Source organism: Nocardia sp. CA-290969 (genome assembly GCF_050936135.1).
Lineage (GTDB): Bacteria > Actinomycetota > Actinomycetes > Mycobacteriales > Mycobacteriaceae > Nocardia.
This window is the reverse complement of the sequence record NZ_JBNJNJ010000001.1, coordinates 446955-471118: the sequence shown is the minus strand read 5'-3', so window position 1 is coordinate 471118 and position 24164 is coordinate 446955. Positions and strand designations below refer to the sequence as shown.

Here is a 24164-nt window from a genome sequence, read left to right as displayed (position 1 = left end):
CAAGCCGGACCGCGCGACCGCACCGAACTCGACGAGCATCCGGCCGACGACATGTGCCGTGCCGGTCGGCGGACCCGGCCTTACGATCCCCGCCTCGGGTGCCCGGCTCACGCCCGTGACGTCGCCGGTCGGCGCCCTGAGTTGTCGATCGACGCCGCAGGCATTGCCCGTGCCGGGTCTCCCGCCACGAGCGCCCGTGCGGCGACCAGCGCCTCCGCCCACCACTGCAACCGATCCAGCATGGTCTGCGCCGCCGCTTCGGGTTCGGCGGGGGCGAGCAACTGCCCGTCCTCACCGAAGAGCAGGTAGTAGCGCGGGAACGAGACGTATTCGCGAACGGTGTGCGCATCGAGCTCGCTGAACACCTGGCGCAGGTGCTCGATCGCGGTGAGCCCACCGGTCGCGCCGCTGTATCCGACGAAAGCGATCGGTTTGCGCTGCCACTGGGTGAAATGCCAGTCGATCACGGCCTTCAGCGAAGCCGGATAGCTGTGGTTGTAGTCGGGTGTCACGATGACGAAGGCGTCGGCGGCCGACAGCCGTTCGGTGAGGTCGAGCATGCCGGCGGGGCGTTCGGGATTCGGCTCCAGCGCGGGCGAAACGGCAGGCAGTACCAAGGGGATATCGGCCTCGGCGAGATCGATCACGTCGATCTCGAAACGCCCGTGCGTGGCGGCCTGCGCGGCGAACCACGCGGCCACGACGGTGCCGAACCTGCCCTCCCGGACGCTGCCGATGATCACCGCGAGACGCAACGGGGTAACGGACATGGCGTGCTCCATCCTCCTCGGGCGGCCCGGCGGCCGCCGTGTGATCTCGAATCTGCCGCGCCGCCGCACCGGCAGGGAGACCGTGCCGAGAGTGGTAGTGACAGGGACACCCTCACCGGAACCGGCCCGGATACCGTGATGAGGTGAGCGAGAACGAGATGGGGCTGTTCCTGCGCAGCCGGCGCGACGCGGTACGGCCCGCCCAGGTGGGGCTGCCCACCGGACCGCGGCGCCGCACCCCCGGTCTGCGCCGCTCGGAGCTGGCCACTCTGGCCGGAGTGAGCGTGGAGTACATCACCCGGCTCGAACAGGGTCGCGATCGCAATCCGTCGCCACAGGTTCTGTCGGCGCTGGCAGACGTCCTGGGCCTGTCCACCAACGAGCGGGTCCATCTCTATCGGCTGACCAAGGCCGATACCGGTTTCACCTGCACCGGCCCCGGCTCGCCGGTACGGGAGATCCGCCCGACGATCCGAGCGCTGCTCGACCAGCTGGAACCCGCCGCGGCGGTGGTTGTCGACAGCCGCACCGAGGTGCTGGCCTGCACCGCCGGCTATCGGCGATTGATGGAACCGACCGGCGCACTCGACGCGGAGCACGGCGCCAATCTCGCTCGTTTCACCTTCACCGACCCCCGCGCCCGCACGGTGTACCCCGACTGGGACCACCAAGCCGACCATATGGTCGCCACCCTCAAGCAGGGCCCCTTCCGCGCCGATCCCCATATCGCCGCGCTGGCCGATCAGCTCACGATCGCGGCGGGGGCGGCGTTCACCGAGCGGATCGCCACCGTCCCCAATCTGCCGTCGCCCGCCGGGACGACCAGGCTGGCGCATCCGGAGGCCGGGTCGTTACGCCTGGCCTACGAAACCCTGGCCCTGTTCGCCGACGACGATCAGCAGCTCATCGTCCATCTGCCGGCCGATCCGGCCACCGCCGACGCCCTGGACCGGCTCGCCGGCCGGCACCACGGCGGCCTGCGCGCGGTATCCGGCTGAGCGGTGGGAGCCGGGGAACGGCATCGACGCCGATCGGGCTGCGGTGCCCGCGCGGTTCACCGCCGCGGACGCTGCCGGTAGCCTTGAACACCGTGCATCCTGACGTTACCGCCGACCTCGCCGAACTCGACGCAACCCTGAAGACCGTCGAATCGGTCCTCGATATCGAGGAGCTGCGCCGTCGTATCGACGAGCTGGAGCATCAGGCCGCCGATCCCGAGCTGTGGAACGACCAGGACCACGCGCAACGGGTGACCAGCGAGCTCTCCCACGCACAAGGTGAACTGCGCCGGGTCCAGGAGTTACGGCAGCGGCTGGAAGACGTGCCGGTGCTCTACGAGCTCGCCGAAGAAGAAGAGGGCGAGGCGCGAACCAGCGCCTCGGCCGACGCCGACGCCGAGCGGGCCGCGTTGCGCGCCGATATCGAGGCCCTCGAGGTGCGGACGCTGCTGTCCGGCGAGTACGACAAACGTGACGCGCTGGTCAATATCCGATCCGGCGCCGGCGGCGTGGACGCGGCCGACTGGGCCGAGATGCTGATGCGCATGTACATCCGCTGGGCGGACCGGCACAAGTACGGGGTCGAGGTGTACGACACCTCCTACGCCGAAGAAGCCGGGATCAAGAGCGCCACCTTCGTGGTGAAGACGCCCTACGCCTACGGCACGCTCTCGGTGGAGATGGGTACGCACCGGCTGGTCCGGATCAGCCCGTTCGACAACCAGGGCCGCCGCCAGACCTCGTTCGCCGAGGTGGAAGTGCTGCCGGTCGTCGAGACCACCGACCATATCGAGGTTCCGGAAACCGATATCCGGGTCGATGTCTACCGGTCGTCCGGCCCGGGTGGGCAGAGCGTCAACACCACCGACTCGGCCGTCCGGATCACCCATATTCCCACCGGCATCGTGGTCACCTGTCAGAACGAGAAATCGCAGCTGCAGAACAAGGTTTCGGCCATGCGGGTACTGCAGGCCAAACTGCTCGAACGCAAACGGCAGGAAGAGCGCGCGCAGATGGACGCGCTCAAGACCAACGAGGGTGCGTCCTGGGGTAACCAGATGCGTTCCTATGTGCTGCACCCGTACCAGATGGTCAAGGATCTGCGCACGAACTACGAGGTGAACAACCCGTCGGCCGTACTCGACGGCGATATCGACGGTTTCATCGAATCCGGGATCCGCTGGCGGATGAGTACAGTTCTGCAGGAGAGCTAGTACTTCGGCGAATGCGGTTGCCCGCACGGGATCCGGTGGCGAATGAGGTGGTCTGATGCACGCGGAGGGGTACGAAACCCTCGCGCTGTCGCTGGCGCTGTCCACTGATGTGACCGCCTGGCTGCGTTCGTCCGGTCTCGAGATCGTGCTGCTGATCCTCGGGGCCATGCTGTTCGCCCGGTTCGCCACCTACCTACGCGACCGGGTGACCCAGCGCATCGATTCCGGGTTCCGCGGCGGTGATGCGCTGGTGCGGTCCGAGGAGGCCAAACACCGGCACGCGCTGGCGCAGGTGCTGACCTGGGTGGTGCTGACCGTCGCGTATGTACTGGTCGCCATGGAGGTGCTGCAGCGGCTCGGCTTCTCCATGTCGGGGCTGGTGGCGCCCGCCGCGGTACTGGGTGCCGCGCTCGGTTTCGGCGCGCAGCGCATCGTGCAGGACATTCTGGCCGGGTTCTTCCTCATCACCGAACGCCAGTACGGTTTCGGTGATGTGGTGCGGATCGCGGTGACCGGGGTCGCCGATCCGGCCGAGGGCACGGTGGAGGATGTGACGCTGCGGGTCACCAAACTGCGTAACTCGGACGGCGAGGTGATCACCGTCCCGAACGGGCAGATCGTGAAAGTGACCAATCTTTCCAAGGATTGGGCCCGGGCGGCGATCGATGTGCCGGTCTCGGCGAGCGCCGATATCCTGCGGATCAACGAAGTGCTGCACGAGGTGGGCGGGCAGGCCTACCGCGACCCCCGCCTCGAGCCCCTGTTGCTGGACGAGCCGACGGTGATGGGTGTGGAGGACCTGACCGTGGACCAGATGAACATCCGGATGGTGGCCCGGACACTGCCGGGCAAACAGTTCGAGGTGAGCCGGGAGTTGCGCGTGCGGGTGGCCGCGGCGATGCGCCGGGAGGGTTTGAATGCGCGCGCGTAGATCGACGCTGATCCTGGCCGGGAGCTGGATCGCGACCTTTGTGCTGTACCTGTTCGTCAAACCGGACGATATCGCCCGCCCCGAACCCGCGCCCGCGCCGGCGCCGGCGCCGGTTCAGCAGGTGCCCGCACTGGTCGTTCCGGGGCGCTAGCCCGACCTGGCCCGCCGACGGGTTCGTTATCGAATGGTTACACTGACTCCTCGTGATCACCCTGCGCAACGTCAGCAAGTCGTATCCGACCGCGACGCGAGCCGCACTCGACAACGTCACCGTCCACATCGACAAGGGTGAGTTCGTCTTTCTCATCGGTCCGTCCGGTTCCGGGAAGTCGACCTTCATGCGGTTGCTGATCAAAGAGGAGATACCGACCGCGGGTGAGGTGGAGGTCGCGGATTTCCGGGTGGACCGGCTGCCCGGGCGGCGGGTGCCGCGGTTGCGGCAGCGGGTGGGCTGCGTGTTCCAGGATTTCCGGCTGCTGCAGCAGCGATCCGTCGCCCAGAATGTCGCGTTCGCGCTGGAAGTGATCGGTAAACGCCGCCAGTTCATCGACCGGACGGTGCCCGAAGTACTGGAACTGGTGGGCCTCGGCGGTAAGGCCGACCGTTTGCCCAGCGAACTGTCCGGCGGTGAACAGCAACGGGTCGCGATCGCGCGGGCCTTCGTGAACCGGCCGCTGGTGATGCTGGCCGACGAACCCACCGGCAACCTCGACCCCGAGACGAGTTACGAGATCATGCTGCTGCTCGAGCACATCAACCGGATGGGCACCACCGTGCTCATGGCCACCCACGACCCGCTGATCGTGGACGGTATGCGCCGCCGGGTGGTGGAGCTCTACGATGGCCGGCTGGTCCGGGATCAGGCGACCGGCGGTTACGAGGTGGGCCGGTAATGCGCGCGGGATTCCTGTTCGGCGAGGTCTCCGAGGGGCTGCGCCGCAATATCATCATGACGGTCGCGATGATCCTGACGACCGCGGTTTCGCTGACCATGCTCGGTGGCGGCCTGCTGGCGGTGCGGATCGCCGACAAGACCGAGCAGTACTTCCTCGACCGGCTCGAGGTGCGGCTGTATCTCACCGAGGACATCTCCGCGACCGACCCGGACTGCGCGAACGATCCCTGCCACACCCTCATGGCGAACCTGAAGGCCGTCGACGGCGTGGACAGCGTGCAATACCTCAACCGTGATGCCGCGGTGCGCGAGGCCAAGGAGAAAACCTTCAAGGACCAGCCCGAGCTGGCCGAATACGTGAGCGAGACCCCGCTGCCGGCGTCGCTGCGCGTGAAGATGGCCGATGCCTCGTTGTACCCGACGATCTACGAGCAGTTCTCCGACAGCCCCGGCGTGGGGATGGTCCGCAACGACAAGGACATCGTGGACCGGCTGGTGAGCCTGTTCGACGGCCTGCGCAACGCGGCGTTCGGGCTGGCCTTGCTGCAGGCGGTGGCGGCGCTGCTGCTGATCGCGAACATGGTGCAGATCGCCGCGTTCACCCGGCGCACCGAGGTACACATCATGCGCCTGGTCGGCGCCACCCGCTGGTACACCCAGCTGCCGTTCCTGCTGGAGGCGGTGGCGGCCGCGCTGGCGGGCGGCCTGCTGGCGACCGCGGGCCTGTTCGCGGCGCGCCCGCTGGTGATCGACCGGGCGCTGGGCGATCTGTTCGCGAGCAATGTGTTCCCGCGGATCACCTTCGACGATATTTTCACCACCGCGCTGATGGTGGTCCCGGTGGGCGTGGTGTTCGCCGGTCTCACCGCCTACGCGACGTTGCGCTGGTACGTGCGCGACGTGCGGGAATAGCGAACGACGGGGCCCGGCCGGCCCCGGTTCCGGCGCCCACCCGCACACTCCCCCGGCTACCGCCCGTCCGTTCCCGGACGGGCGGTAGCCGCTGTCCGGCGAAGGACATTCCGGGGTTGTGTCCACTCATCAGGACGATTCGGCGACTCGACGCCGTTCTTACTCCACAGTAAGATAGACTTACTCCGCAGTAAGATAGCGGGGGCCAGACCCTCACCCCGCCCGAGAAAACAGGTGATGATGAGCATTCGAGACAGCGCTACCAAGCGGCGTCCGGACAACGGCGTCCGCCAGGAGAACGGGGTGGGCCTGCACCAACCCAAACGGGATTGGATGGGCGCCGCCATGCGGGTCATGTCGACGATCACCGGCTCGGAGCTCGCCGAGAAATACAACCTGCGCAAACCGATCGACCGGGTCACCTACGAGAGCACCAAAACCGGGTTCCGCACCCTGGGTGCGGCGACCCGCGCGTTCAACAAGGTCGCCGGCGGCGGGGCACCCAAACGCCTCCCCGACAACGAGTCGAAGACCAAGGACTACTTCGACCTCACCCCCACCGACGAACAGCAGATGATCGTCGAGACGGTGCGTGAGTTCGCGGCCGAAATCCTGCGCCCGGCCGCGCACGACGCCGACGAGGCCGCCGCCGCGCCGAAAGACCTGCTCGGCCGCGCCGCGGAACTCGGCATCACCGTGATCAACGTGCCGGAAGAACTCGAGGGCGCGGCCACCGAACGCGGCGCCGTCACCAACACGATGGTGGCCGAGGCGCTCGCCCACGGGGATATGGGTCTGGCCCTGCCGCTGCTGGCCCCCAGCGGGGTCGCCGTCGCGCTGTCCCAGTGGGGTACCGACGCCCAGCAGCAGACCTACCTGCCCGCGTTCACCGGCGAAAACGTCCCGCAGGCCTCGGTCGTGATCAGCGAACCACGCGCCCTGTTCGATCCGTTCAGCCTGCAGACCAAGGCCGTGCGCTCCCCCAGCGGCTACCGCCTCAACGGGGTGAAAAGCCTGGTCCCGGCCGCGGCCGATGCGGAGATCTTCATCGTCGGCGCCGAACTCGACGGACGCCCGGCGCTGTTCATCGTGGAATCCGATGCCAAGGGCCTGTCGGTGGAAGCCGACCCCAGCATGGGCCTGCGCGCCGCCGGCCTGGGCCGGCTGCTGCTGGACAACGTGGCCGTCGGCGCCGACGCGATCCTCGGCGAGGGCGACGCCAAACAGCATGCCGCCGACTACCGCGACGCGGTCCAGCTCGCCCGCCTGGGCTGGGCGGCGCTGGCCACCGGCACCGGCCAGGCCGTGCTCGACTATGTGATCCCCTACGTCAACGAGCGGGAAGCGTTCGGTGAACCGATCAGCCACCGCCAGGCCGTGGCCTTCATGGTCGCCGATATCGCCATCGAACTCGACGGCCTGCGGCTGGTGACGCTGCGCGGCGCCGCCCGCGCCGAACAGGGCCTGACCTTCGCCCGCGAGGCCGCGCTGGCCAAGAAACTGGCCACCGACAAGGGCATGCGGTTCGGCCTGGACGGCGTGCAGCTGCTCGGCGGTCACGGTTTCACCAAGGAGCACCCGGTCGAACGCTGGTACCGCGACCTGCGCGGCATCGGCGTAGCCGAGGGAATCGTGCTCGTGTAAATGGCGCCGCCTCCGGCGGCGCGGGTTCGGGGCCCCTTGGTCTCGAACCATCGCATGCAGACCCACCGGATGCCCAGAAACGGGGTGATGTCCGAGCTCCGGGCAGAACCTGGACGGGCTCACGACCACCCGGTTTTCATACCAGGAGACTTCTCATGATCAATCTCGAACTTCCCAGGAAGCTGCGGGCCAGCGCTAATCAGGCGCATCAGGTGGCCGCGCAGATCTTCCGGCCGATCTCGCGCAAATACGACCTCGCCGAGCACGAGTACCCGGTGGAACTCGACACCATGGCCGCCATGGTCGACGGGCTCAGCGATTCGGGCACCCAGAAGATCAGCGGCGCGGCCGGCGGACGGTCCGACGAGGACGAAGGTCCCGCGACCATGCCCGTCAACGCCAACGGCGGCAATATGTCGGCCCTGCTCAACGCCCTGGAAACCTCGTGGGGCGATGTCGGGCTGATGCTGTCGATCCCGTACCAGGGTCTGGGCAACGCGGCGATCGCCGCGGTCGCCACCGATGAACAGCTGGAACGGTTCGGCAAGGTGTGGGCGTCGATGGCCATCACCGAACCGAGCTTCGGCTCCGATTCGGCCGCCGTGACCACCACCGCCGTACTCGACGGTGACGAATGGGTGCTCAACGGCGAGAAGATCTTCGTCACCGCCGGTGAGCGCTCCACCCATATCGTGGTGTGGGCCTCGGTGGACCGCAGCCTCGGCCGCGCGGCCATCAAATCGTTCGTGGTCCCGCGGGACGCCCCGGGCCTGTCGGTGGCCCGGCTCGAGCACAAGCTCGGTATCAAGGCCTCCGATACCGCGGTTCTGCTGCTGCAGGACTGCCGGATCCCGAAGGACAATATCCTCGGCAGCCCGGAAGTGAACGTGGAGAAGGGTTTCGCGGGGGTCATGCAGACCTTCGACAACACCCGCCCCATGGTCGCCGCCATGGCCATCGGCGTCACCCGCGCCGCGCTCGAGGAACTGCGCACCATCCTCACCGACGCGGGCATCGAGATCTCCTACGACACCCCGCCCAACAACCAGCACGCCGCGGCGGCCGAATTCCTGCGGATGGAGGCCGACTACGAATCCGCCTATCTGCTGGCCCTGCGGGCGGCCTGGATGGCCGACAACAAACAGCCCAACTCGCTGCAGGCCTCCATGTCGAAGGCGAAGGCGGGCCGCACCGGTACCGATGTGACCCTGAAATCGGTCGAACTGGCCGGGGCCGTGGGCTACTCGCAGCGCCTGCTGCTGGAGAAGTGGGGCCGCGACTCCAAGATCCTCGACATCTTCGAGGGCACCCAGCAGATCCAGCAACTCATCGTCGCCCGCCGGGTGCTGAATCTGACCAGCGCCGAACTGAAGTAAGCGGGGAGCGCAATCGGCCCGGGTCGCTACGGCGGCCCGGGCCGATTTCGCGCGTCTGCATACGGCCGCCCGCATAAGAACCGAGATTGTCGCCACCGCCCCCGCGCGGCGTTCTGGACAGGGCGCCGACCGGGTGACATGTTGGTGACGACCGATTCGTTGCGATTTTGTTCTACCCGGCCGGATTCGCCCCGTCCGACGCCCGGATCCGCCGGTACGTGTTGCCCCTCTCCACCCTGCTGAACCCACCACCGGGTGCGGTATCCCGGACAACGTATCTGCAAGGAGACTGGTTATGCGCACACAGGGCTTCGCCCGTCGGCTCGTCACTACACTCGCCACTACGGCCGCGGCCACCATGCTCTTCACCGGCCACGCGGCCGCCGAACCCGCCCAGGTGGATTGGGTTTCGGCGACCCAGCAGTTGCGCGCGGCCGCCACCGGTAACCCGGGCGCCGAGCGTGCCGTCGATACGCTCCTCGGCGATCTGCGGGTCACCGATGCCGCCCGGGAGGCCGCGCTGCCGGCCCAGCCGTTCCAGATTCCGGCCGAATCCAATGTCGGCCGCGGCGGCGGACCCGGTATGTACGGGTCGGGTGTGGCGCTGAATATCGACGGGTTCCGGTTCGCCTTCTTCGGTGGTCCCGGCACCATCGCCCCGAATCAGGCCGGCGCGCGGCTGGAAGTGGTGTGGCTGAACCTGTCCAACGGCCGCAGCGGGATGGAGCCGCTGACCGAACATATGGACATCATCGCCGACACCACGATTCGCACCCGGGTCATCGATCCGGGGCCCGGCATGGTCGTGGCCGCTGTGTACGGCAGCTTGTGGCACCGGTGGCCGGTGCCGGTGAGCCCGGAGCATCCGGACGGGTTCCAGTATGTGCGCGGCGAGATCACCTTCCCGTCGCTGGGCTCGGTCTACAACTGACCGGCCCGGCCGGAGCCGTCCCCGGGGCACGCGTCGGATATCCGGCGCGTGCCTTTTTCATGGGATGTTCCGACACCGTTGCGATGTCTTTTTTGTCCGGTGCGTACGTTGTGAGCCGAGGCACTTTCACTGCTACGGTGAGCCCCGATATGCCGTTCGGAATCGCTAGGTCGAGTGCCGACGCGAGGATCTGTGGAGGTGTTCGAGGGTGAACCTGGCGCATGTACTGGAGACTGTCAAGGCCTACGGACTGCTGCAGTCCAGTGGATTCATCGATCTGAAGAATCCGGGGGAAACCCTGCGGACGCTGAAGGATTCCAAGACCTACATCCCGCAGGCCACGCTGATCATGCATTCGGCCCGGATCGCGCCGGACGCGCCGGGGCTCGTCGACGAGCGCGGGGAACTGAGCTATCGCGAACTCGACGAACAGTCCACCAAGATCGCCAACGGGCTGCGCAAGGCCGGTCTCACCGAGGGCACCGTGATCGGCATCCTGGCCCGCGACCACCGCGGCCTGATCCTGTCGATGGCCGCCGCCGGTAAACTCGGCGTGAAGATCGCGCTGATGAACACCGGTTTCGCCAAACCCCAGTTCGCGGAGGTGTGCGAGCGCGAGAAGGTCAAGGCGGTGCTGCACGACAGCGAATTCCTGGGCCTGCTCGACGCACTGCCCGCCGATATGCCGCGGTTCCTCACCTGGGTCGACGAGGGCACCGAACTGCCCGAAGGTGCCAAGAGTCTCGACGACCTGATCGCCGAGAACGGCCTCGACGCACTCCCCGTGCCCAGCAAGCCCGGTGGGTTCATCATCCTGACCAGCGGTACGACCGGTCTGCCGAAGGGCGCGCCGCGTGAGAAAGCGTCCCCGGTGGCCACCGCGCAGTTCCTCGATCGGATGCCCTTCCGCAAGCGCGCCACGATCGTCATCGTGTCACCGATCTTCCACAGCACCGGCCTGGGGACGTGGCTGGTCGCCACCGGCCTCACCAACAAGATCGTGATGCGGCGCCGGTTCGACGCCGAGGCCACGCTGAAGCTGGTGTCCGACCACAAGGCCGATATGCTGGTCGCGGTACCGACCATGCTGCACCGCATGGTCGAACTGCCCGAGGAGGTGCGGGCGAAGTACGACACGTCCTCGCTGAAGGGCATCGTACTGGCCGGCTCGGCGCTCTCCCCGGAGCTGAGTATCCGGGCCGCCGAGGTCTTCGGACCCGTCGTGCACAACCTCTACGGCTCCACCGAGGTCGCCATCGCCACGGTCGCGCAGCCGGCGGATCTCGCCAAGGCCCCCGGCACGGTCGGCCGGCCCCCGCTGACCTGCGATGTGCGACTCTACGACGACAACGACAAGCACGTCACCGCGAAGAACACCACCGCCCGCATCTTCGTGCGCAGCGGCGCGCCCTTCGAGGGCTACACCGACGGCCGGCACAAGCAGATCATCGACGGCTACATGTCCAGCGGCGATGTCGGCCACTTCACCGAAGACGGCCTGCTGATGGTCGACGGCCGCGACGACGACATGATCGTCTCCGGCGGCGAGAACGTCTTCCCGCAGGAAGTGGAGAACCTGCTGCTCGAGCGCGAGGACATCTTCGACGCCGCCGTGGTGGGGGTCGACGATGTGGAGTTCGGCAAGCGCCTGCGCGCGTTCATCGTCCCGGAACCGGGCCACACCCCCACCGAGGACGAGATCAAGACCTACGTGAAGGAGAACCTGGCCCGGTACAAGGTGCCGCGCGAGGTGGTGTTCCTCGACGATCTGCCGCGTAACCCCACCGGCAAACTGCTGCGCCGGGTGCTCGTGGAATACGAGGTCTGACAACCTCTCTCGACGGCCGAAACCGGGACATCCCACAATGATGTCCCGGTTTCACTACTGTCCGAGACAATGTCGGCGCACCGGCGGGCGAGGTTGCTAGGGTTGGCTCAGCACTGGAGCTCGAACAGGCAGATCGCCGGTCCCGGCGGTTACGCCGCGGAAGGTTGTCGCCGATGACATTGTCGCTGCCCGGCCCCGTTCGCAAGGCCGGCGATATGGCACTGGCCGTGAACGTCATGCGTAAACGCGGCCTGTTCGATCCGCTCCGGGTCGACCACGCCGTCAAGTCGATGGTCAATGCGAGTAAATACGGCCCGTTCGCCGCGGTCGTCATGCATGCCGTGCAGGATCGGCCCGATTCCCCCGCGATCGTCGACGAAAAAGGCGAACTCACCTTCCGGGCTCTCGACGAACAGTCGAATGCCTTCGCGCGCGGGCTCGCCGAGCGTGGGCTGCACGCCGGCGATGTGGTCGCCATCCTGGCCCGCGACCACCGCGGCATGGTGCTGAGCATGCTCACCGCCGGGAAACTCGGCCTGCGTGCGGTACTGATGAACACCGGGTTCGCCAAACCCCAGTTCGCCGATGTGGCCGAACGCGAAAAGGTCAAGGCAGTTCTGCACGACAGCGAGTTCTTCGAGCTGATGAGCGCGATCCCGGAATCCATTCCGCGGATCCTCACCTGGGTGGACGAAACCCACAACGCCGACTCCGCGATTCCCACGGTGGAATCGGTCTCCGCCGGGCAGTCCACCGCCCCACTGTCACCCCCGCGCAAACCCGGCGGGACGGTCATCCTGACCAGCGGCACCACCGGCACTCCCAAGGGCGCACCGCGCGACAAGGTGAGCCCGTTCATCTCCGCTCAGTTCATCGACCGGGTGCCGCTGCCCAGTAACGGCACCATGGTGATGGCGGCACCGATCTTCCACGGCACCGGACTGTCCCAGTTCAGCCTCGGACTCGGCCTCGGCAACCGGGTGATCTTCCAGCAACGGCGCTTCGACCCCGAACTCACACTGGCCAATATCGAGCGGTACCGGGCGGATTCGCTCATCGTGGTGCCGACCATGCTGCAGCGCATCCTCGACCAGCCGCGCGAAATCCTGGACCGCTACGACGTCTCCTCGCTGCGGGTGATCTTCGCGGCCGGTTCGGCGATCCCACCGGATGTGGTGGTGCGCACCGGCGAATACTTCGGCGATGTGCTCTACAACCTGTATGGCTCCACCGAATGCGCCGTGATCACCGTGGCCACCCCGGAAGAACTCCGCGCCGCACCGACCACGGCCGGCCGGCCGCCGGTCGGGGTCCGGATCGCGCTGTACGACGAGAACCGTAAACGGATCACCCGATCCGGTGTGACCGGCACGATCTTCATCGACAACCCGCACGCGTTCAAGGGCTACACCGACGGCCGCACCAAGGAGCAGGTGGACGGAATGATGTCCACCGGTGATGTCGGGCATCTGGACGAGCAGGGCCTGCTGTTCATCGACGGCCGCGACGACGACATGATCGTCTCCGGTGGGGAGAACGTTTTCCCGCAGGAGGTCGAGCATCTCATCGCGAACCGCCCCGATGTACTCGAGGCCGCGGTGGTCGGCGTGGACGACCGGGATTACGGCAAGCGGTTACGGGCCGTGGTGGTCCCGGGCCCCGATTCGGCACGGGATCCCCAGGAGATCAAGGACTACGTCAAGGCGAACTTGGCCCGCTACAAAGTCCCCCGCGAAGTGATCTTCCTCGACGAACTCCCCCGCAACGCCACCGGCAAACTGCTCCGCAAACCCCTGACGGACCTGGACCCCGGCGACTGATCCCGGCGCGCCGATGAACACGGCTATCATCAGCGGGTGCGTATCAGGTTCGGCTCCGCCCGGGTGGTGGGCGCTCGCGACACCGCCCGCGTTCGCGGTGCGGTGGCCGGCCTGATCTCGGGTACCGTCTCCGTGGGCGCTCATGGGTGGGCCGCGCCCACCACGGTCCCGGACAGCACGTCGATCATGCTGCTCGGTGCCTGCGCCGCGCTGCTGGGCGCGTTGGTCGCGGGTCTGCGTCCACTGCGCACAGGTGCGGTCGGGCTGACCGCCGCGCTGGCGGCCGGACAGTTGCTCGGTCATATCTGTCTGGGCTGGGGGTCCGGCCATCTGCACCACGGTGATCTGCAACTGTCCCCGGCAATGATCGCGGCGCATGTGCTGGCCGCCGGCGCCGCCGCCCTGGTGGTCCGCGGCGCCGAATCCGCCTACCGGATCTGCGCGGCGGCCCTGGCCCGCGTGCTCCCCCTGCTCCTGCGGGCACCAGCGGTTACCGGCCCCGTGGTGCTCCGGATCGCGCATCGCGACCGGGTGGTTCCGCGCATTCTCGTCACCGGATCCTGCGAAACCCGGGCCCCACCGGCCGGCGTCCTGGTCTGATATCCGGCCGGCCGCAAACATCGCCTCCCGCATGGGGCGCGTTGTTCGCGCCGGTTTCCACCTCTCCGGCTGCCCGTTGTCGGCTGCCGAGGTATGCGCGCACCGGAGGTATCCGACGTGCGCCGAACCAGCACAGGACGTAGGTAACCAACCTTGAGTACCACCGAGGTCGCCGCGGCGCGCGAACCAGCCGCCCCGGCGACGACCACGACTGCGCCGAGCAGGGGTGCCTTCCGGGCGCTCACGCTCCGGCTGCATTTCTACGCCGGCCTCTTCGTCGGCCCGTTCCTCTTGATCGCGGCGGTGACCGGCGCCCTCTACGCGATCTCACCCACCCTGGAATCGTTCACCGACCGGGACCTGCTGTACACCGATTCGCAGGGCCCGCAGCGACCGCTGTCGGAGCAGGTCGGTGCGGGCGTCGCCACGCGCCCGGACCTCACCCTGGTGGCCGTGGCACCGGCGCCCGCACCGGGCGAGACGACCCGCGTGCTGTTCAGCGACCCCGCGCTGGGCGAATCCGAGCGCCGGTCGGTTTTCGTCGATCCGGTCACCGCGCGACCCGTGGGCGAAGCGATCGTGTACGGCAGTTCCGGCGCGCTACCGCTGCGGGCCTGGATTTCGCAGGCGCACCGGCATCTGCACCTGGGTGAACCGGGCCGGCTGTACTCCGAATCGGCGGCGTCGTGGCTGTGGCTGATCGCCCTGGCCGGACTGGTGTTGTGGGTGCGCCGGGTGCGGGCGCGCCGGCAGCGCAACTCGCCGGCCTGGCTGTTCGCTCCGGACCTGACCCGCAACCCCCGCGAACGCCGGCTGAACTGGCACGCAGCGGTCGGGGTGTGGATCCTGCCGGTCCTGCTGCTGCTGTCGGCTACCGGGCTGACCTGGTCGACCTACGCCGGCGCCAATATCGAGCAATTGCGGGAGAACCTCAGCTGGACTACGCCGGCGGTCGACACCGCATTACCGGACGCGGCGCCCGCGGATCATTCCGGCCATTCCGGCCACCACGGCGGGCCCGCCGTCACCCATACGGTTCCGGCCGAGCGCGTCCGGCAACTGGACACCGTGGTCGCCGCCGCGCGGGACGCAGGGGTCACCCAGCCCGCCGAGATCAGTGTTCCGGCCGGCGACGGCGGCGCCTTCGCGGTGAAGGAACGGCGGATGTCGGGAACTCTCACCGTCGACGCGGTCGCGGTCGACGGTGCCACCGGCACGATCACCGACCGGCTGCCTTATTCGGAGTGGAACCTGATGGCCAAACTGGCCAACTGGGGTATCCAGCTGCATATGGGTCTGATGTTCGGCCTGCTCAACCAGCTGCTACTGCTGGCGGCCATGGTCGGCCTGATCACGGTGATCGTGCGCGGCTATCTCATGTGGTGGCGCCGCCGCCCGGCCACCGCCGGCACCTGGCGTGCCGTGGGCAAACCCCCGCGCCGCGGCGTCCTGCGGCGGTCGGTGAAACTCGCCGTGCCGGTCCTGGTGGCGGCCACGCTGATCGGCTGGTTCGCGCCGGTGTTCGGTCTCAGCCTGCTCGCCTTCCTGGTGCTCGACATCATCCTCGGCCGGGTCCGCCGGCCGAGGGCGGCAGCAGGCTGAACACTCGGCGAGCACGCCGGAGCCGGCGCGGAAACGACCCGTCGAACAGTGTGGTTCACCGGGCCCGGCCGGCTCCCGCCGCGGCAATGGCTTCGAAGGTTCGGGCCCGGAACCCCAGATCCGCCAGGCGCTGCCGGACCGCCTCGCCGACCCGCTCGGCATCGGAAGTGTCCACCAGCGCGATAATGCTGCCCCCGAATCCGCCGCCCACCATCCGGGCACCGTACGCACCGGCTTCCTGTGCGGTGGTGACGGCGGCATCCAGGATCTCGGTGGAGACGGCGAAATCATCGCGGAGCGAGGCATGGCCCTCGTTCAGCAGGGGGCCGATCGAGCGCGGGTCCTCGCCTTCGCGAAGCAACCCGGCGAAACTCCGCACCCGGTCGTTCTCGCTCACCACATGGTGGGCGCGCCGGTAGAGCACGGGGTCGGTGAGGGCGGACAGCTCGGCGATACTGCCGATATCGCGTAGTGAACCCACCCCGAGAGCTTCCGCGGCGGCCGCGCATTCGGTGCGGCGGGTGGCATATCCCCCGCCCGCGTGCTCATGGGTCTGACCGGTATCGATGACCAGCAGCCGCAGGCCGGTCGCGGCCAGATCGAACGGAATCTGTTCGAAACCACCGGTTTCCGCGCTCCGAAAGGCACGGACGTCCAGGAACAGCGCATGTCCGGCCGTGCACAGGATCGAGGCGGCGTGATCGAGTATCCCGGTGGGCGCGCCGACGTAGTCGTTCTCGGCGGCGCGCGCGATATCGATGAGTTCCCGGTCGCCGGTATCCGGCGCAGACAGGTCACGCACCGCGACCGCGGTGGCACAGCACAGCGCCGCCGACGAGGACAGTCCCGCACCGGCCGGGACGTCGCCGTCGAATTCCAGGTCCAGCCCGGCGATCGGGTATCCGCGCCGCGCGAACTCCGCGAGCACACCCAGCGGGTAGCGCGCCCAGCCCGGGACCCGATCCCGCTCGGCGGCCAGGGACGCCGCCGGCAGGCGCACCGGTTCCGCCGGACGCTGCCGCGACTGCACCCGAACCAGCTCGTCCGCGTGCCGTACGCCCTGGCAGGTGACGGCGAGCGGTATCGCGATCGGCAGGACGAATCCGTCGTTGTAGTCGGTGTGCTCACCGATCAGATTGACCCGGCCGGGCGCCGACCAGCTGCGCCGGGGATCGGTCCTCTCGCGTTCTGTCACCGGACCACCGTACGAGCCGTGACCGGCGATCGGTCGGTACCCCACCGGCGATCGAGACACCCGTTACAACGTTGTTGTGCCAAGACAGCGACAAATTCGGCAGTGCATGTCATCATCGGACCAATAGTCCAGTTTTGGGGTCGAACGTCCCGCGTTCGGCTCGGACATCCCCTCGTACAGGAAGACTCGGTTTCGTCAGCCGCCGCTCGCTGGGCAGGTAGAGCACGACAGACAAGGATTTCCGACCTGAGACGCGGCTCGATTTCACCGGGAATGGAGCGACCACAAGGGGGGCTGATGATCATCAGCGATCCACAGCGTGCAGGACGGTACGGTTTTCACGGGATACGTTGCTGGGCGGTAGTTTCGGCGGTCGCCGGTTCGGCGGTCGCGGTTCACCTGGTCATCGATTCCCGCGTGCTGTCCTTTTTCGTGGCGGTATCGGTCGCGCTGGGCACCATGGCGGCAATCGTGATCGGTATACGCCGGCACCGGCCGGAACCGGCGTTGCCCTGGTATCTGGTCGCGGTGGCCACCGTCCCGTTCGCCACGGGTACCGTGGTCCGCGAACTGACGCCGGCGGCGTCCACCCCCCTCGACGAGATCTGCACTCTCACGGGATACCTCGCTACGGCGTTGGCAGCGGCGCTCTGGCTGCGGCCACGCCAGGCCCGGGCGCATCCGGACGTCCTGCTGGACTCGGGATTGATCGGGCTCGGCGCGCTGCTGGCCTCGTGGATATTCCTCATCGCCCCCGTCCTGCACTCCGCGCAGGCGGATATGAACACGCTGACCGCAGTGGTCTTTCCGGTGTTCGACGCCCTGATGCTCACCCTGCTGGCCCATTCGCTGGCGACCTCCAGTCGTTCGGAAACCTCGCTGCGTCTGCTGCATCTCGGGGTGGGCGGTACATTGCTCACCGATATCGGCTACCGCCTGACCGCCGCCGGTGCGATAACGGTGGATCCGGATGTGCTGTTGCTCCCGTTACTGGCCGCCTATGTGGCGGTCGGCGCGGCGGCATTGCATCCGACGATGCGGGCGTTGAGCGCACCGCGATCGATCCGGCTGCACCATTCGCGCCAGCGGGCCAGCGTTATCGCGGTGGCCCTGGTGGTTTCGTCACTCGTTCCGGTGGCCCGGGCACCGCTCAGCCCGCTCGACCAGGTCATCGTCTCCAGCGTGCTGGCGCTGCTGCTCATCGGATTGCTGATCCGCAGCGAACGTGCCATCGGGCGTAGCGCACGTAGCGAACGGCAGGCCCAGTACCAGGCCGATCACGATCCGCTCACCGGCCTGCTGAATCGTTCGGCGCTGCTGCGGGTCCTGCACCGGGAGCACCAGGACTGGGCGGAGCGGCCGCTGTGCCTGCTGTTCATCGATCTGGACGAGTTCAAGGCGATCAACGACAGTTACGGGCATGCGGTCGGCGACGAGTTGATCGCCGAAGCCGCGAGCCGGATCCGTTCGGCGGTGCGCCGCGACGATGTGGTGGCACGGTACGGCGGTGACGAATTCATCGTGCTGGCACCGCTGGACCGGGACGAGGCGACCAAAATGGCCGAACGCCTGCTGGGCACCTTCATGAAACCGTTCCAGCTCACCATCGGCGAGGTGCCACTCACCGCCAGTATCGGCCTGGCCTGCGACGGCCCGCGCGATACGGACGCTACCGTCTACGATCTGATCCGCGACGCGGACGCGGCCATGTACCTGGCCAAACGCCGCGGCTTCGGTTACATGTTCCACGACGCCATGCGCCACACTCCCGCGGAGCCGATCCAGCACGGCTGGCAGCCGCGGGAAACAGCGGTCTGATCCGAGACACCGGGGCGAGCCCCGCCCGGTCTGCGGCCGGAAAGCCCGGCCCGCCGCGCGAGCAGTACTCGGCACGGGCCCGGGCGCCCGGGTTCAGTCCGAGAGTTCCTCGAGCAGTTTCCGGGCCTGCTCCAATTCCGCCTGCAGCTGCTGCACTTTGGCTTCCTGCGCACCACGTACCGACTCGAGCAGCCCCTCCACCACCTCGGCGACTTCGGGGTGCAGCAGTTTCGCCGCCTGCGCCACGGCCGGCCCGGAGACCGGTACCGCCCTCGCGGTGCGTTTCTTGCCGCTGGTCACATCGACGGTCCATTCGCCTTCCGCGGTGCCGTTGATGGTGACCACGACCTCCGGCGCCTTCGTCTTACGGGCCGCGGGGGCCTTGGCCGCCTTGGCGGGGGCCGGGGTCCGCGGCGCGGGAGCCGGTTTCGGCTCGGCGGCCGTTTTGTTCGCGGACGTGGCAGCGGGTTCGGGCGCCCGCTTATCGGACGCGGACTGGGACACAGCGGTGGGCACGGGCGCTTCCTTCGGCTCGGGGATCGGTTTCGGCTCGGACGCGGCTTTCGGCGCCGGCGCGGGAGCCGGCCGATCCCGCGGTGGTTTGGCGAGTGTCACCTCGGTGGGCCCGAAGGACAGTACATCCTTGGACCCGGTCGGGCGGATCTGCAGGAAATCACCGTCGGCCGGATCGCCGAGCGAGACCACCTTGCCCGACCGCCCTTCGGTGACCCCGACCGCCGCGGCGGTGAACCACACCATCGGCGGACGGCCGGCCTCGATCTCCGCGGCGATCTGCTCGAGGTCTTTGTCGGACAGCGGTTTCGGCTTCGCGTTCGAGGATGTTCGCGACGGCATGGGCACTCCGGGGGCAATCTCACTGTTTCGTCCAATAGCTGCGTGCACAGATGATGCCGCACCGCACCGACATCTTCACACGCAGGCGGCCCGATACCCACCCGGAGCCGATAGAACGTGTTCTACTATGGCCGCCATCCCGGACACCGAAGGAGACGCCGTGCCGCTCGACCCGACCACCACGGAGCTACGCGATGCCGTCCTGGCCTCCCCGCGCGCGGTGGCGGCACACGACCGGGCCGCCTGGGTCGGACTGTTCGCCCGCGACGCGGTGGTCAACGATCCGGTCGGTTCGGCACCGCATACCGGGCACGAGGCGATCACCCGGTTCTACGAGACGTTCATCGCGCCCAACGACATCGTCTTCGATGTGGCACACGATTTCGCCGGTCCCGCAACCGTGCTGCGCGACCTCACCATCACGATCACCATGTCGACCGGCGCCCAGGTGCGGGTACCCATGCATCTGCGTTACGAGCTCACCGAGGAAGACGGCGCACTGCGGATCGCCCATCTCGCCGCCTACTGGGAACTGCTGCCCATGGTCGCCCAGCTCATGGGCACCGGAATCGCGGGTCTGCGCGCCGGAACCCGCCTCGGCGGCCTCCTGCTGCGGAACCAGGGCGTGGCCGGACTGACCGGTATGGCCCAGGCGTGCACGGGGATCGGCCGGACCGGTAAGCGAATCACCCACCGGTTGTGCGCGGCCGCCGCCACGGGCGATACGGCGACGGTGACCACGCTCGCCGGCGGCCGCGATACTGTGCGGTTGTGGGCGGGAGAGGCGATCTCGCCGGCGGAACTGGCTGTGCGTGCACGCGGGCTGCGCTGCGGGAAAACTCTGGCGGCGGGCCGATCGGTGACCATCAGCGGAGAGACCCCGGACGGCCCCGTGCTGCTGATCGCCGACTTCGACCGGGTGGCGCCGCGTATCGAGACACTGCGCGTCTACACCCACCCCATCGCCTGAGAATCCGGCCGGCGCACGGTCGCGCCGAGACCATCGGCAGGCCGGGGCGGCGCCCCGTCGCACGGCCGGCCCATCGACCCGTACCCGGCCTGCCGGGTCTCGGCAGGACCCCGTCACTCCCCGGGTGGCGGGCACGCATGCACATCGTCCGTCCCGGATCCGGCCGACACCGTCGGCGGCCGATCCGGCCGCCGTCATGGGGAGACCGGCGGAGCTCGGGACCTCCGGATCGTCGGAACTCACCGCGGCAAGGACACCAGAATTCAGCCATCATCCGTGGTCAGGACACGATTCGGCAGCGCTCGTCCTGCGGGCTATTTACTGGGACGCCGAGTACCGGTAAATTTTCCGTAGAGAGATGTATGCCATACGCACGAGGAGGCACCGATGACGCCGTCGACTCTGCCCCGGGCTCCGAAACTGGATGCCCGGTACCGCGAGATGCTGGAAACGCTGTCCGAGGGCTCGGTTCGCCGCCGGTTCGACCCATACCTCGATATCGATTGGGACGCGCCGGAACTCGCATTGGACCGGGACGATCCACGCTGGATCCTCTCGCCCGACTACGATCCCCTCGGCGCCACGAGCTGGTACCGGCAGCTGCCGGCCGAGAAGCAGATCGAGATCGGGCGCTGGCGGATCGCCAATGCCATCAAGGTGGGCGCGGCCTTCGAAACCGTGCTCATCCGCGGCATGATGCAGTACATCGCGAAACTTCCCAACGGGTCCCCGGAGTTCCGCTACTGCTTGCACGAGATGACCGAAGAGTGCAATCACATCCAGATGTTCCAGGAACTGGTGAACCGGATCGGCGACGACGTTCCCGGTATGCGCCCGATCTTCCGGGCGCTGTCCCCGTTCATCGGTGTGGCCGGCGGATACGCGCATGTCGTTCTGTTCCTCGGCATCCTGGGCGGCGAGGAACCGATCGACCACTACCAGAAGGCGATGATCCGCAACGGCGCGAATCTGCCGCCGCTGGTGGTGCGGGCGATGGAGATCCATATCGCCGAGGAAGCCCGTCACATCTCGTTCGCCGGCGAATTCCTGCGCGCGCATATCGCGAAGCTCGGCCCGATCCCCACCGCGCTGTGCGGGGTCTCCTTCCCGCTGGCGCTGCGCTGGCTCGCCGGGGAGATCATGGCACCGCCGCCCGAGTTCGCGCGCCGGTTCGATATTCCCCGCGAAGTCATCAAGGAAGCGTTCTGGCGCAGCCCGCATGCCCGCGGCATCCTGGCCGGCTATTTCGGCGATATGCGCACCCTCGCCGATGAGCTGGGGCTGATGAACCCGGTCACCAAACGGCTGTGGCGGGCCCTGGGTATAGACGGCGATCGCGCACGCTACCGCAGCGAACCGGAACGCCGGATACGGCCCGCAGTGGCCTGATCCGGACCGGCCGGGCCGGCCGGCGCTGTCCGGCCCGGTCCACGCTCACGAGCCCGCGGTGAGGCGGGCGATCACCTCGGCGAGCTCCCGGTCGGGATCCACCGCGATGCCGACCCCCTTGGCCGCGCCGTCGAGCACGTACCAGGCATAGTCGGCCAGATCCGCCACTACCTGGGCACGGGTACGCGTGGGCCGCGGCTCGGCGACCCATGCGGCGAGCACGCCTTCGACCATCGTCACCACGGCGAACGGCACCGGCTCGAGCGCCGCCGCGTCGATACCCACGATCTCGGCGATCGCCTCGATCAGTTCGCGTGACCGCGCCGATATCCGCAGCTTCAGGCTGCTGATCGCATCGGTGTTGTCCGGGCCGCCCGCCGGCGGCCCCGACCGCGCGAAGGCGGTGAGATTGGGGTGATCGCCCATCCAGTCCGCCACTGCCCGCACCGTGCGGGTGATGATCTCGCGCACCGATCCGGTGGTCACGTCCAGTTGCGCGTCCAGTACCGCCCCGAGATCGTCGATCAGATACGAGCGGATCCGCCGATCGAGATCGTCGCGCCCGTTGAACTGCCGGTAGAGCACTGATTTGGCCACCCCGGCCCGTTTCGCGATCTGCAGCACGGGGATCTCGGCACCGGGCGGTTTCTCCTCGAGCAGTTCGACGGCGGCCCGCAGGATCATCCGCTGCCGTTCGGTGTTGTGCTGCGCCCAGCGCGCCTCGTAGCCGTTCACCGCCCCCGGGATCCGCGACCGCGGCGAAGCCACCGACATGCCGGGCAGTCTACCCAGCCGCACGGCTGCCTACGGCGATACGCCGACCGCCCGGCAGACACCGGCACACGGCCGCCGGGCACTTCTTCACATCGATTTCACCTGCCCCGGCACCGCTGCAACGGCAAATGAAAGAACATTTACACATACATTAATGGTGGATTTCCACCACGCGCCCGTAATGCCACGGCCATATTCGACGTACCGGTCGTTATGTCGTTCATGATCGTTTATCGCGACGGCCAGGTCCCTCGGAAGTGCTTCCCGCACAAGCTGATCCACACTACCGGCCGATGGGTTCGACGAGCCCACTTCTGATCGGAGGAATCGGGGCCCGGCGAATCCGTGTGCAGTTCGATCGAAAAAGGCTAGAATTACGGCACATTTGGTACCGGGCGGGTCCGGCGATCTGCTGTCACAACGTTGCTCGGTCGCGGGAATTCCTGGCGAACCGGTTTTCGGGGGGCGGCGAAATCGAAAACTGCGTGCCCACACGCGGCGACCCGCCGGCGCACCACGCGTACAGGAGGCAAGGATGCCCGACAACACCGGCCCCGAGGAGAACGACGTGGAAACGACCGCCGAGCACACCCCCGTGATCTGGCCCGAACCGAGCAGGCTGGATTCGTGGTGGCGTGACATCATGACCGATCCGGGATCGGCGGCTACGGCCGGCGAACCGGAACCGGTCCCGCCCACCCTCACGCACAACGCCTGACCCGGCCCCGTCGCGCCGGGCAGGTGATGCCCCGGCGCGGCCGGTCACCGCGGCGTGAGCCGCACCAGCGGGATCTCGCGCGTGGTTCGTTCCTGATAGTCGCCGTACACGGGGTAGTCGGCGACAATCTTCGGCCAGAGCGGTGCCCGCTCCTCCGCGGACAGCACATGCGCCGTCATCGGTTTGCGTGGCCCGTTGCGGAACGAGACCTCCACGGCGGGATTGTCGCGGAGGTTGTGGTACCACGCGGGATTGGTCGGGTCGCCGGCCCGGGAGGCCACGATGAGGTACTCGTCGCCGTCGACGATCGGGGCGGTGAGCATCACCGAGCGCGGCCGGCCGGATTTCCGGCCGATGGTGATCAGCTCCAGGGCCGGCATCCCGAAGTACTCGGTGCCCAGACGTCCGAAGCTGAGACGCAGCAGGGCCCGGTGCACCGTATTGACGGCCCTGAGCGTGAAATTCGACGGCATGACAGGTGATCCTCCGGGTTCGCGGCAGCGCGTCTCAGCAAACCAGTTCCGGGTACCGTCCGGCAACGGCTACGCCCGGACAGGCGTCCTGCGGCAGGGCGAAGGCACCGGCGGGCCTACCGACCGGCGGGCCGGGCGCCGTCGGATGCGTTGCGTCCACGCGATGTTCGCGACCGTGCCCGGCACGCCCGTTGCCGGCGTGCGACCTCGGCGACGGCCGGGATACCGAATTACACGGATGCAATTCAACGAACAATTGCTCGTGCATCGCGAAAATACTTGGTTGCACCGGGTTCTCGAACTGCCCATACCCGATAGCGCCCCCTGCTACGCGAGTAGCCACTCGTTCACAAGCAATCGATAGCCGATCATTTGCCGGTTCATTCCCATTCGGCACACGAGCCATCCTTGCAGGGCACTCAAAGCCGCCTGGCATGGGCTCGGCAATGCC

The 24164-nt window shown here is 67.8% G+C and carries 22 protein-coding genes; 17 read left to right on the top strand and 5 right to left on the bottom strand.

The features are described from left to right. Window positions 1-107: 107 nt before the first annotated feature. Window positions 108-770 (bottom strand): NADPH-dependent FMN reductase, encoded by a 663-nt coding sequence (locus ACQEVO_RS02180; RefSeq protein WP_432908305.1) that lies wholly within the window; start codon window positions 768-770, stop codon window positions 108-110. Window positions 771-913: 143 nt separating this feature from the next. Between ACQEVO_RS02180 and ACQEVO_RS02175 the strand changes: the two genes are divergently transcribed. The 13 genes from ACQEVO_RS02175 (at window position 914) to ACQEVO_RS02115 (ending at window position 15521) form a co-directional block, all read left to right on the top strand. After that, on the top strand, window positions 914-1768 hold the full coding sequence (locus tag ACQEVO_RS02175; RefSeq protein WP_432908302.1) for a helix-turn-helix domain-containing protein: 855 nt from the start codon (window positions 914-916) through the stop codon (window positions 1766-1768). 92 nt (window positions 1769-1860) lie between these two features. Beyond that, window positions 1861-2982 (top strand): peptide chain release factor 2, encoded by a 1122-nt coding sequence (prfB, locus tag ACQEVO_RS02170; RefSeq protein ID WP_432908299.1) that lies wholly within the window; start codon window positions 1861-1863, stop codon window positions 2980-2982. 55 nt (window positions 2983-3037) lie between these two features. Beyond that, entirely contained in the window at window positions 3038-3913 is an 876-nt protein-coding gene (locus ACQEVO_RS02165) for a mechanosensitive ion channel family protein (protein WP_432908297.1), read from the top strand. After that, window positions 3900-4064 (top strand): hypothetical protein, encoded by a 165-nt coding sequence (locus ACQEVO_RS02160; RefSeq protein WP_432908295.1) that lies wholly within the window; start codon window positions 3900-3902, stop codon window positions 4062-4064. Before ACQEVO_RS02165 ends, ACQEVO_RS02160 begins: the two co-directional genes overlap by 14 nt. Window positions 4065-4116: 52 nt before the next feature. Then, the gene (ftsE, locus tag ACQEVO_RS02155) at window positions 4117-4806 is read left to right on the top strand and encodes a cell division ATP-binding protein FtsE (RefSeq protein ID WP_280397745.1); all 690 of its coding nucleotides are present in this window, start codon (window positions 4117-4119) and stop codon (window positions 4804-4806) included. Next, window positions 4806-5720 carry a permease-like cell division protein FtsX gene (ftsX, locus tag ACQEVO_RS02150; RefSeq protein ID WP_432908291.1) on the top strand — a complete coding sequence of 305 codons (915 nt, stop codon included), beginning with the start codon at window positions 4806-4808 and terminating at the stop codon, window positions 5718-5720. Before ftsE ends, ftsX begins: the two co-directional genes overlap by 1 nt. Before the next feature lie 234 nt (window positions 5721-5954). Next, window positions 5955-7364 (top strand): acyl-CoA dehydrogenase family protein, encoded by a 1410-nt coding sequence (locus ACQEVO_RS02145; RefSeq protein WP_432908288.1) that lies wholly within the window; start codon window positions 5955-5957, stop codon window positions 7362-7364. A gap of 155 nt (window positions 7365-7519) precedes the next feature. Beyond that, window positions 7520-8740 (top strand): acyl-CoA dehydrogenase family protein, encoded by a 1221-nt coding sequence (locus tag ACQEVO_RS02140; protein WP_432908286.1) that lies wholly within the window; start codon window positions 7520-7522, stop codon window positions 8738-8740. Between the two features lie 295 nt (window positions 8741-9035). Beyond that, window positions 9036-9671, top strand: coding sequence for a hypothetical protein (locus ACQEVO_RS02135; RefSeq protein WP_432908283.1), 636 nt, complete (start codon window positions 9036-9038; stop codon window positions 9669-9671). A 208-nt stretch (window positions 9672-9879) separates the two neighbouring features. After that, window positions 9880-11499, top strand: coding sequence for an acyl-CoA synthetase (locus tag ACQEVO_RS02130; protein WP_432908282.1), 1620 nt, complete (start codon window positions 9880-9882; stop codon window positions 11497-11499). 173 nt (window positions 11500-11672) lie between these two features. Beyond that, complete coding sequence (locus ACQEVO_RS02125) at window positions 11673-13319, top strand: acyl-CoA synthetase (RefSeq protein WP_432908279.1); 1647 nt, start codon at window positions 11673-11675, stop codon at window positions 13317-13319. A 36-nt stretch (window positions 13320-13355) separates the two neighbouring features. Further along, window positions 13356-13919 (top strand): hypothetical protein, encoded by a 564-nt coding sequence (locus ACQEVO_RS02120; protein WP_432908276.1) that lies wholly within the window; start codon window positions 13356-13358, stop codon window positions 13917-13919. Between the two features lie 153 nt (window positions 13920-14072). Continuing rightward, window positions 14073-15521 carry a PepSY-associated TM helix domain-containing protein gene (locus tag ACQEVO_RS02115; protein WP_432908274.1) on the top strand — a complete coding sequence of 483 codons (1449 nt, stop codon included), beginning with the start codon at window positions 14073-14075 and terminating at the stop codon, window positions 15519-15521. Between the two features lie 55 nt (window positions 15522-15576). Here the strand turns inward: ACQEVO_RS02115 and galK are convergent, their stop codons facing one another. Beyond that, window positions 15577-16716 carry a galactokinase gene (gene galK / locus ACQEVO_RS02110; RefSeq protein ID WP_432908271.1) on the bottom strand — a complete coding sequence of 380 codons (1140 nt, stop codon included), beginning with the start codon at window positions 16714-16716 and terminating at the stop codon, window positions 15577-15579. Window positions 16717-17013: 297 nt separating this feature from the next. Between galK and ACQEVO_RS02105 the strand changes: the two genes are divergently transcribed. After that, window positions 17014-18534 (top strand): diguanylate cyclase domain-containing protein, encoded by a 1521-nt coding sequence (locus ACQEVO_RS02105; protein WP_432908269.1) that lies wholly within the window; start codon window positions 17014-17016, stop codon window positions 18532-18534. 93 nt (window positions 18535-18627) lie between these two features. On the opposite strand, the gene ACQEVO_RS02100 is transcribed toward ACQEVO_RS02105, so the two are convergent. Beyond that, window positions 18628-19389: a DUF6319 family protein gene (locus ACQEVO_RS02100; RefSeq protein ID WP_432908266.1), complete on the bottom strand. Its 762-nt coding sequence runs from the start codon at window positions 19387-19389 to the stop codon at window positions 18628-18630. Between the two features lie 127 nt (window positions 19390-19516). Here ACQEVO_RS02100 and ACQEVO_RS02095 point away from each other — a divergent pair, with 127 nt between their 5' ends. After that, window positions 19517-20359 carry a nuclear transport factor 2 family protein gene (locus tag ACQEVO_RS02095; protein WP_432908263.1) on the top strand — a complete coding sequence of 281 codons (843 nt, stop codon included), beginning with the start codon at window positions 19517-19519 and terminating at the stop codon, window positions 20357-20359. A 387-nt stretch (window positions 20360-20746) separates the two neighbouring features. Continuing rightward, a complete protein-coding gene (locus ACQEVO_RS02090; protein ID WP_432908261.1) occupies window positions 20747-21748 on the top strand; it encodes an AurF N-oxygenase family protein in 1002 nt (333 codons plus the stop codon). Window positions 21749-21793: 45 nt separating this feature from the next. Here ACQEVO_RS02090 and ACQEVO_RS02085 read toward each other — a convergent pair whose 3' ends face one another. After that, entirely contained in the window at window positions 21794-22522 is a 729-nt protein-coding gene (locus tag ACQEVO_RS02085; protein WP_432908258.1) for a TetR/AcrR family transcriptional regulator, read from the bottom strand. Between the two features lie 535 nt (window positions 22523-23057). Here ACQEVO_RS02085 and ACQEVO_RS02080 point away from each other — a divergent pair. Beyond that, on the top strand, window positions 23058-23240 hold the full coding sequence (locus ACQEVO_RS02080; RefSeq protein ID WP_432908255.1) for a hypothetical protein: 183 nt from the start codon (window positions 23058-23060) through the stop codon (window positions 23238-23240). A 44-nt stretch (window positions 23241-23284) separates the two neighbouring features. Here ACQEVO_RS02080 and ACQEVO_RS02075 read toward each other — a convergent pair whose 3' ends face one another. Beyond that, on the bottom strand, window positions 23285-23713 hold the full coding sequence (locus tag ACQEVO_RS02075) for a nitroreductase/quinone reductase family protein (RefSeq protein ID WP_432908253.1): 429 nt from the start codon (window positions 23711-23713) through the stop codon (window positions 23285-23287). Window positions 23714-24164 lie beyond the last annotated feature (451 nt).

What these genes read in the sequence shown, in the direction of transcription:
- ACQEVO_RS02180 (WP_432908305.1), bottom strand. Translation starts at nt 770, where the DNA reads ATGTCCGTTACCCCGTTGCGTCTCGCGGTGATCATCGGCAGCGTCCGG.
- ACQEVO_RS02165 (WP_432908297.1), top strand. Translation starts at nt 3,038, where the DNA reads ATGCACGCGGAGGGGTACGAAACCCTCGCGCTGTCGCTGGCGCTGTCC.
- ACQEVO_RS02160 (WP_432908295.1), top strand. Translation starts at nt 3,900, where the DNA reads ATGCGCGCGCGTAGATCGACGCTGATCCTGGCCGGGAGCTGGATCGCG.
- ftsX (WP_432908291.1), top strand. Translation starts at nt 4,806, where the DNA reads ATGCGCGCGGGATTCCTGTTCGGCGAGGTCTCCGAGGGGCTGCGCCGC.
- ACQEVO_RS02140 (WP_432908286.1), top strand. Translation starts at nt 7,520, where the DNA reads ATGATCAATCTCGAACTTCCCAGGAAGCTGCGGGCCAGCGCTAATCAG.
- ACQEVO_RS02135 (WP_432908283.1), top strand. Translation starts at nt 9,036, where the DNA reads ATGCGCACACAGGGCTTCGCCCGTCGGCTCGTCACTACACTCGCCACT.
- ACQEVO_RS02125 (WP_432908279.1), top strand. Translation starts at nt 11,673, where the DNA reads ATGACATTGTCGCTGCCCGGCCCCGTTCGCAAGGCCGGCGATATGGCA.
- ACQEVO_RS02105 (WP_432908269.1), top strand. Translation starts at nt 17,014, where the DNA reads ATGATCATCAGCGATCCACAGCGTGCAGGACGGTACGGTTTTCACGGG.
- ACQEVO_RS02100 (WP_432908266.1), bottom strand. Translation starts at nt 19,389, where the DNA reads ATGCCGTCGCGAACATCCTCGAACGCGAAGCCGAAACCGCTGTCCGAC.
- ACQEVO_RS02095 (WP_432908263.1), top strand. Translation starts at nt 19,517, where the DNA reads ATGGCCGCCATCCCGGACACCGAAGGAGACGCCGTGCCGCTCGACCCG.
- ACQEVO_RS02090 (WP_432908261.1), top strand. Translation starts at nt 20,747, where the DNA reads ATGACGCCGTCGACTCTGCCCCGGGCTCCGAAACTGGATGCCCGGTAC.
- ACQEVO_RS02085 (WP_432908258.1), bottom strand. Translation starts at nt 22,522, where the DNA reads ATGTCGGTGGCTTCGCCGCGGTCGCGGATCCCGGGGGCGGTGAACGGC.
- ACQEVO_RS02080 (WP_432908255.1), top strand. Translation starts at nt 23,058, where the DNA reads ATGCCCGACAACACCGGCCCCGAGGAGAACGACGTGGAAACGACCGCC.
- ACQEVO_RS02075 (WP_432908253.1), bottom strand. Translation starts at nt 23,713, where the DNA reads ATGCCGTCGAATTTCACGCTCAGGGCCGTCAATACGGTGCACCGGGCC.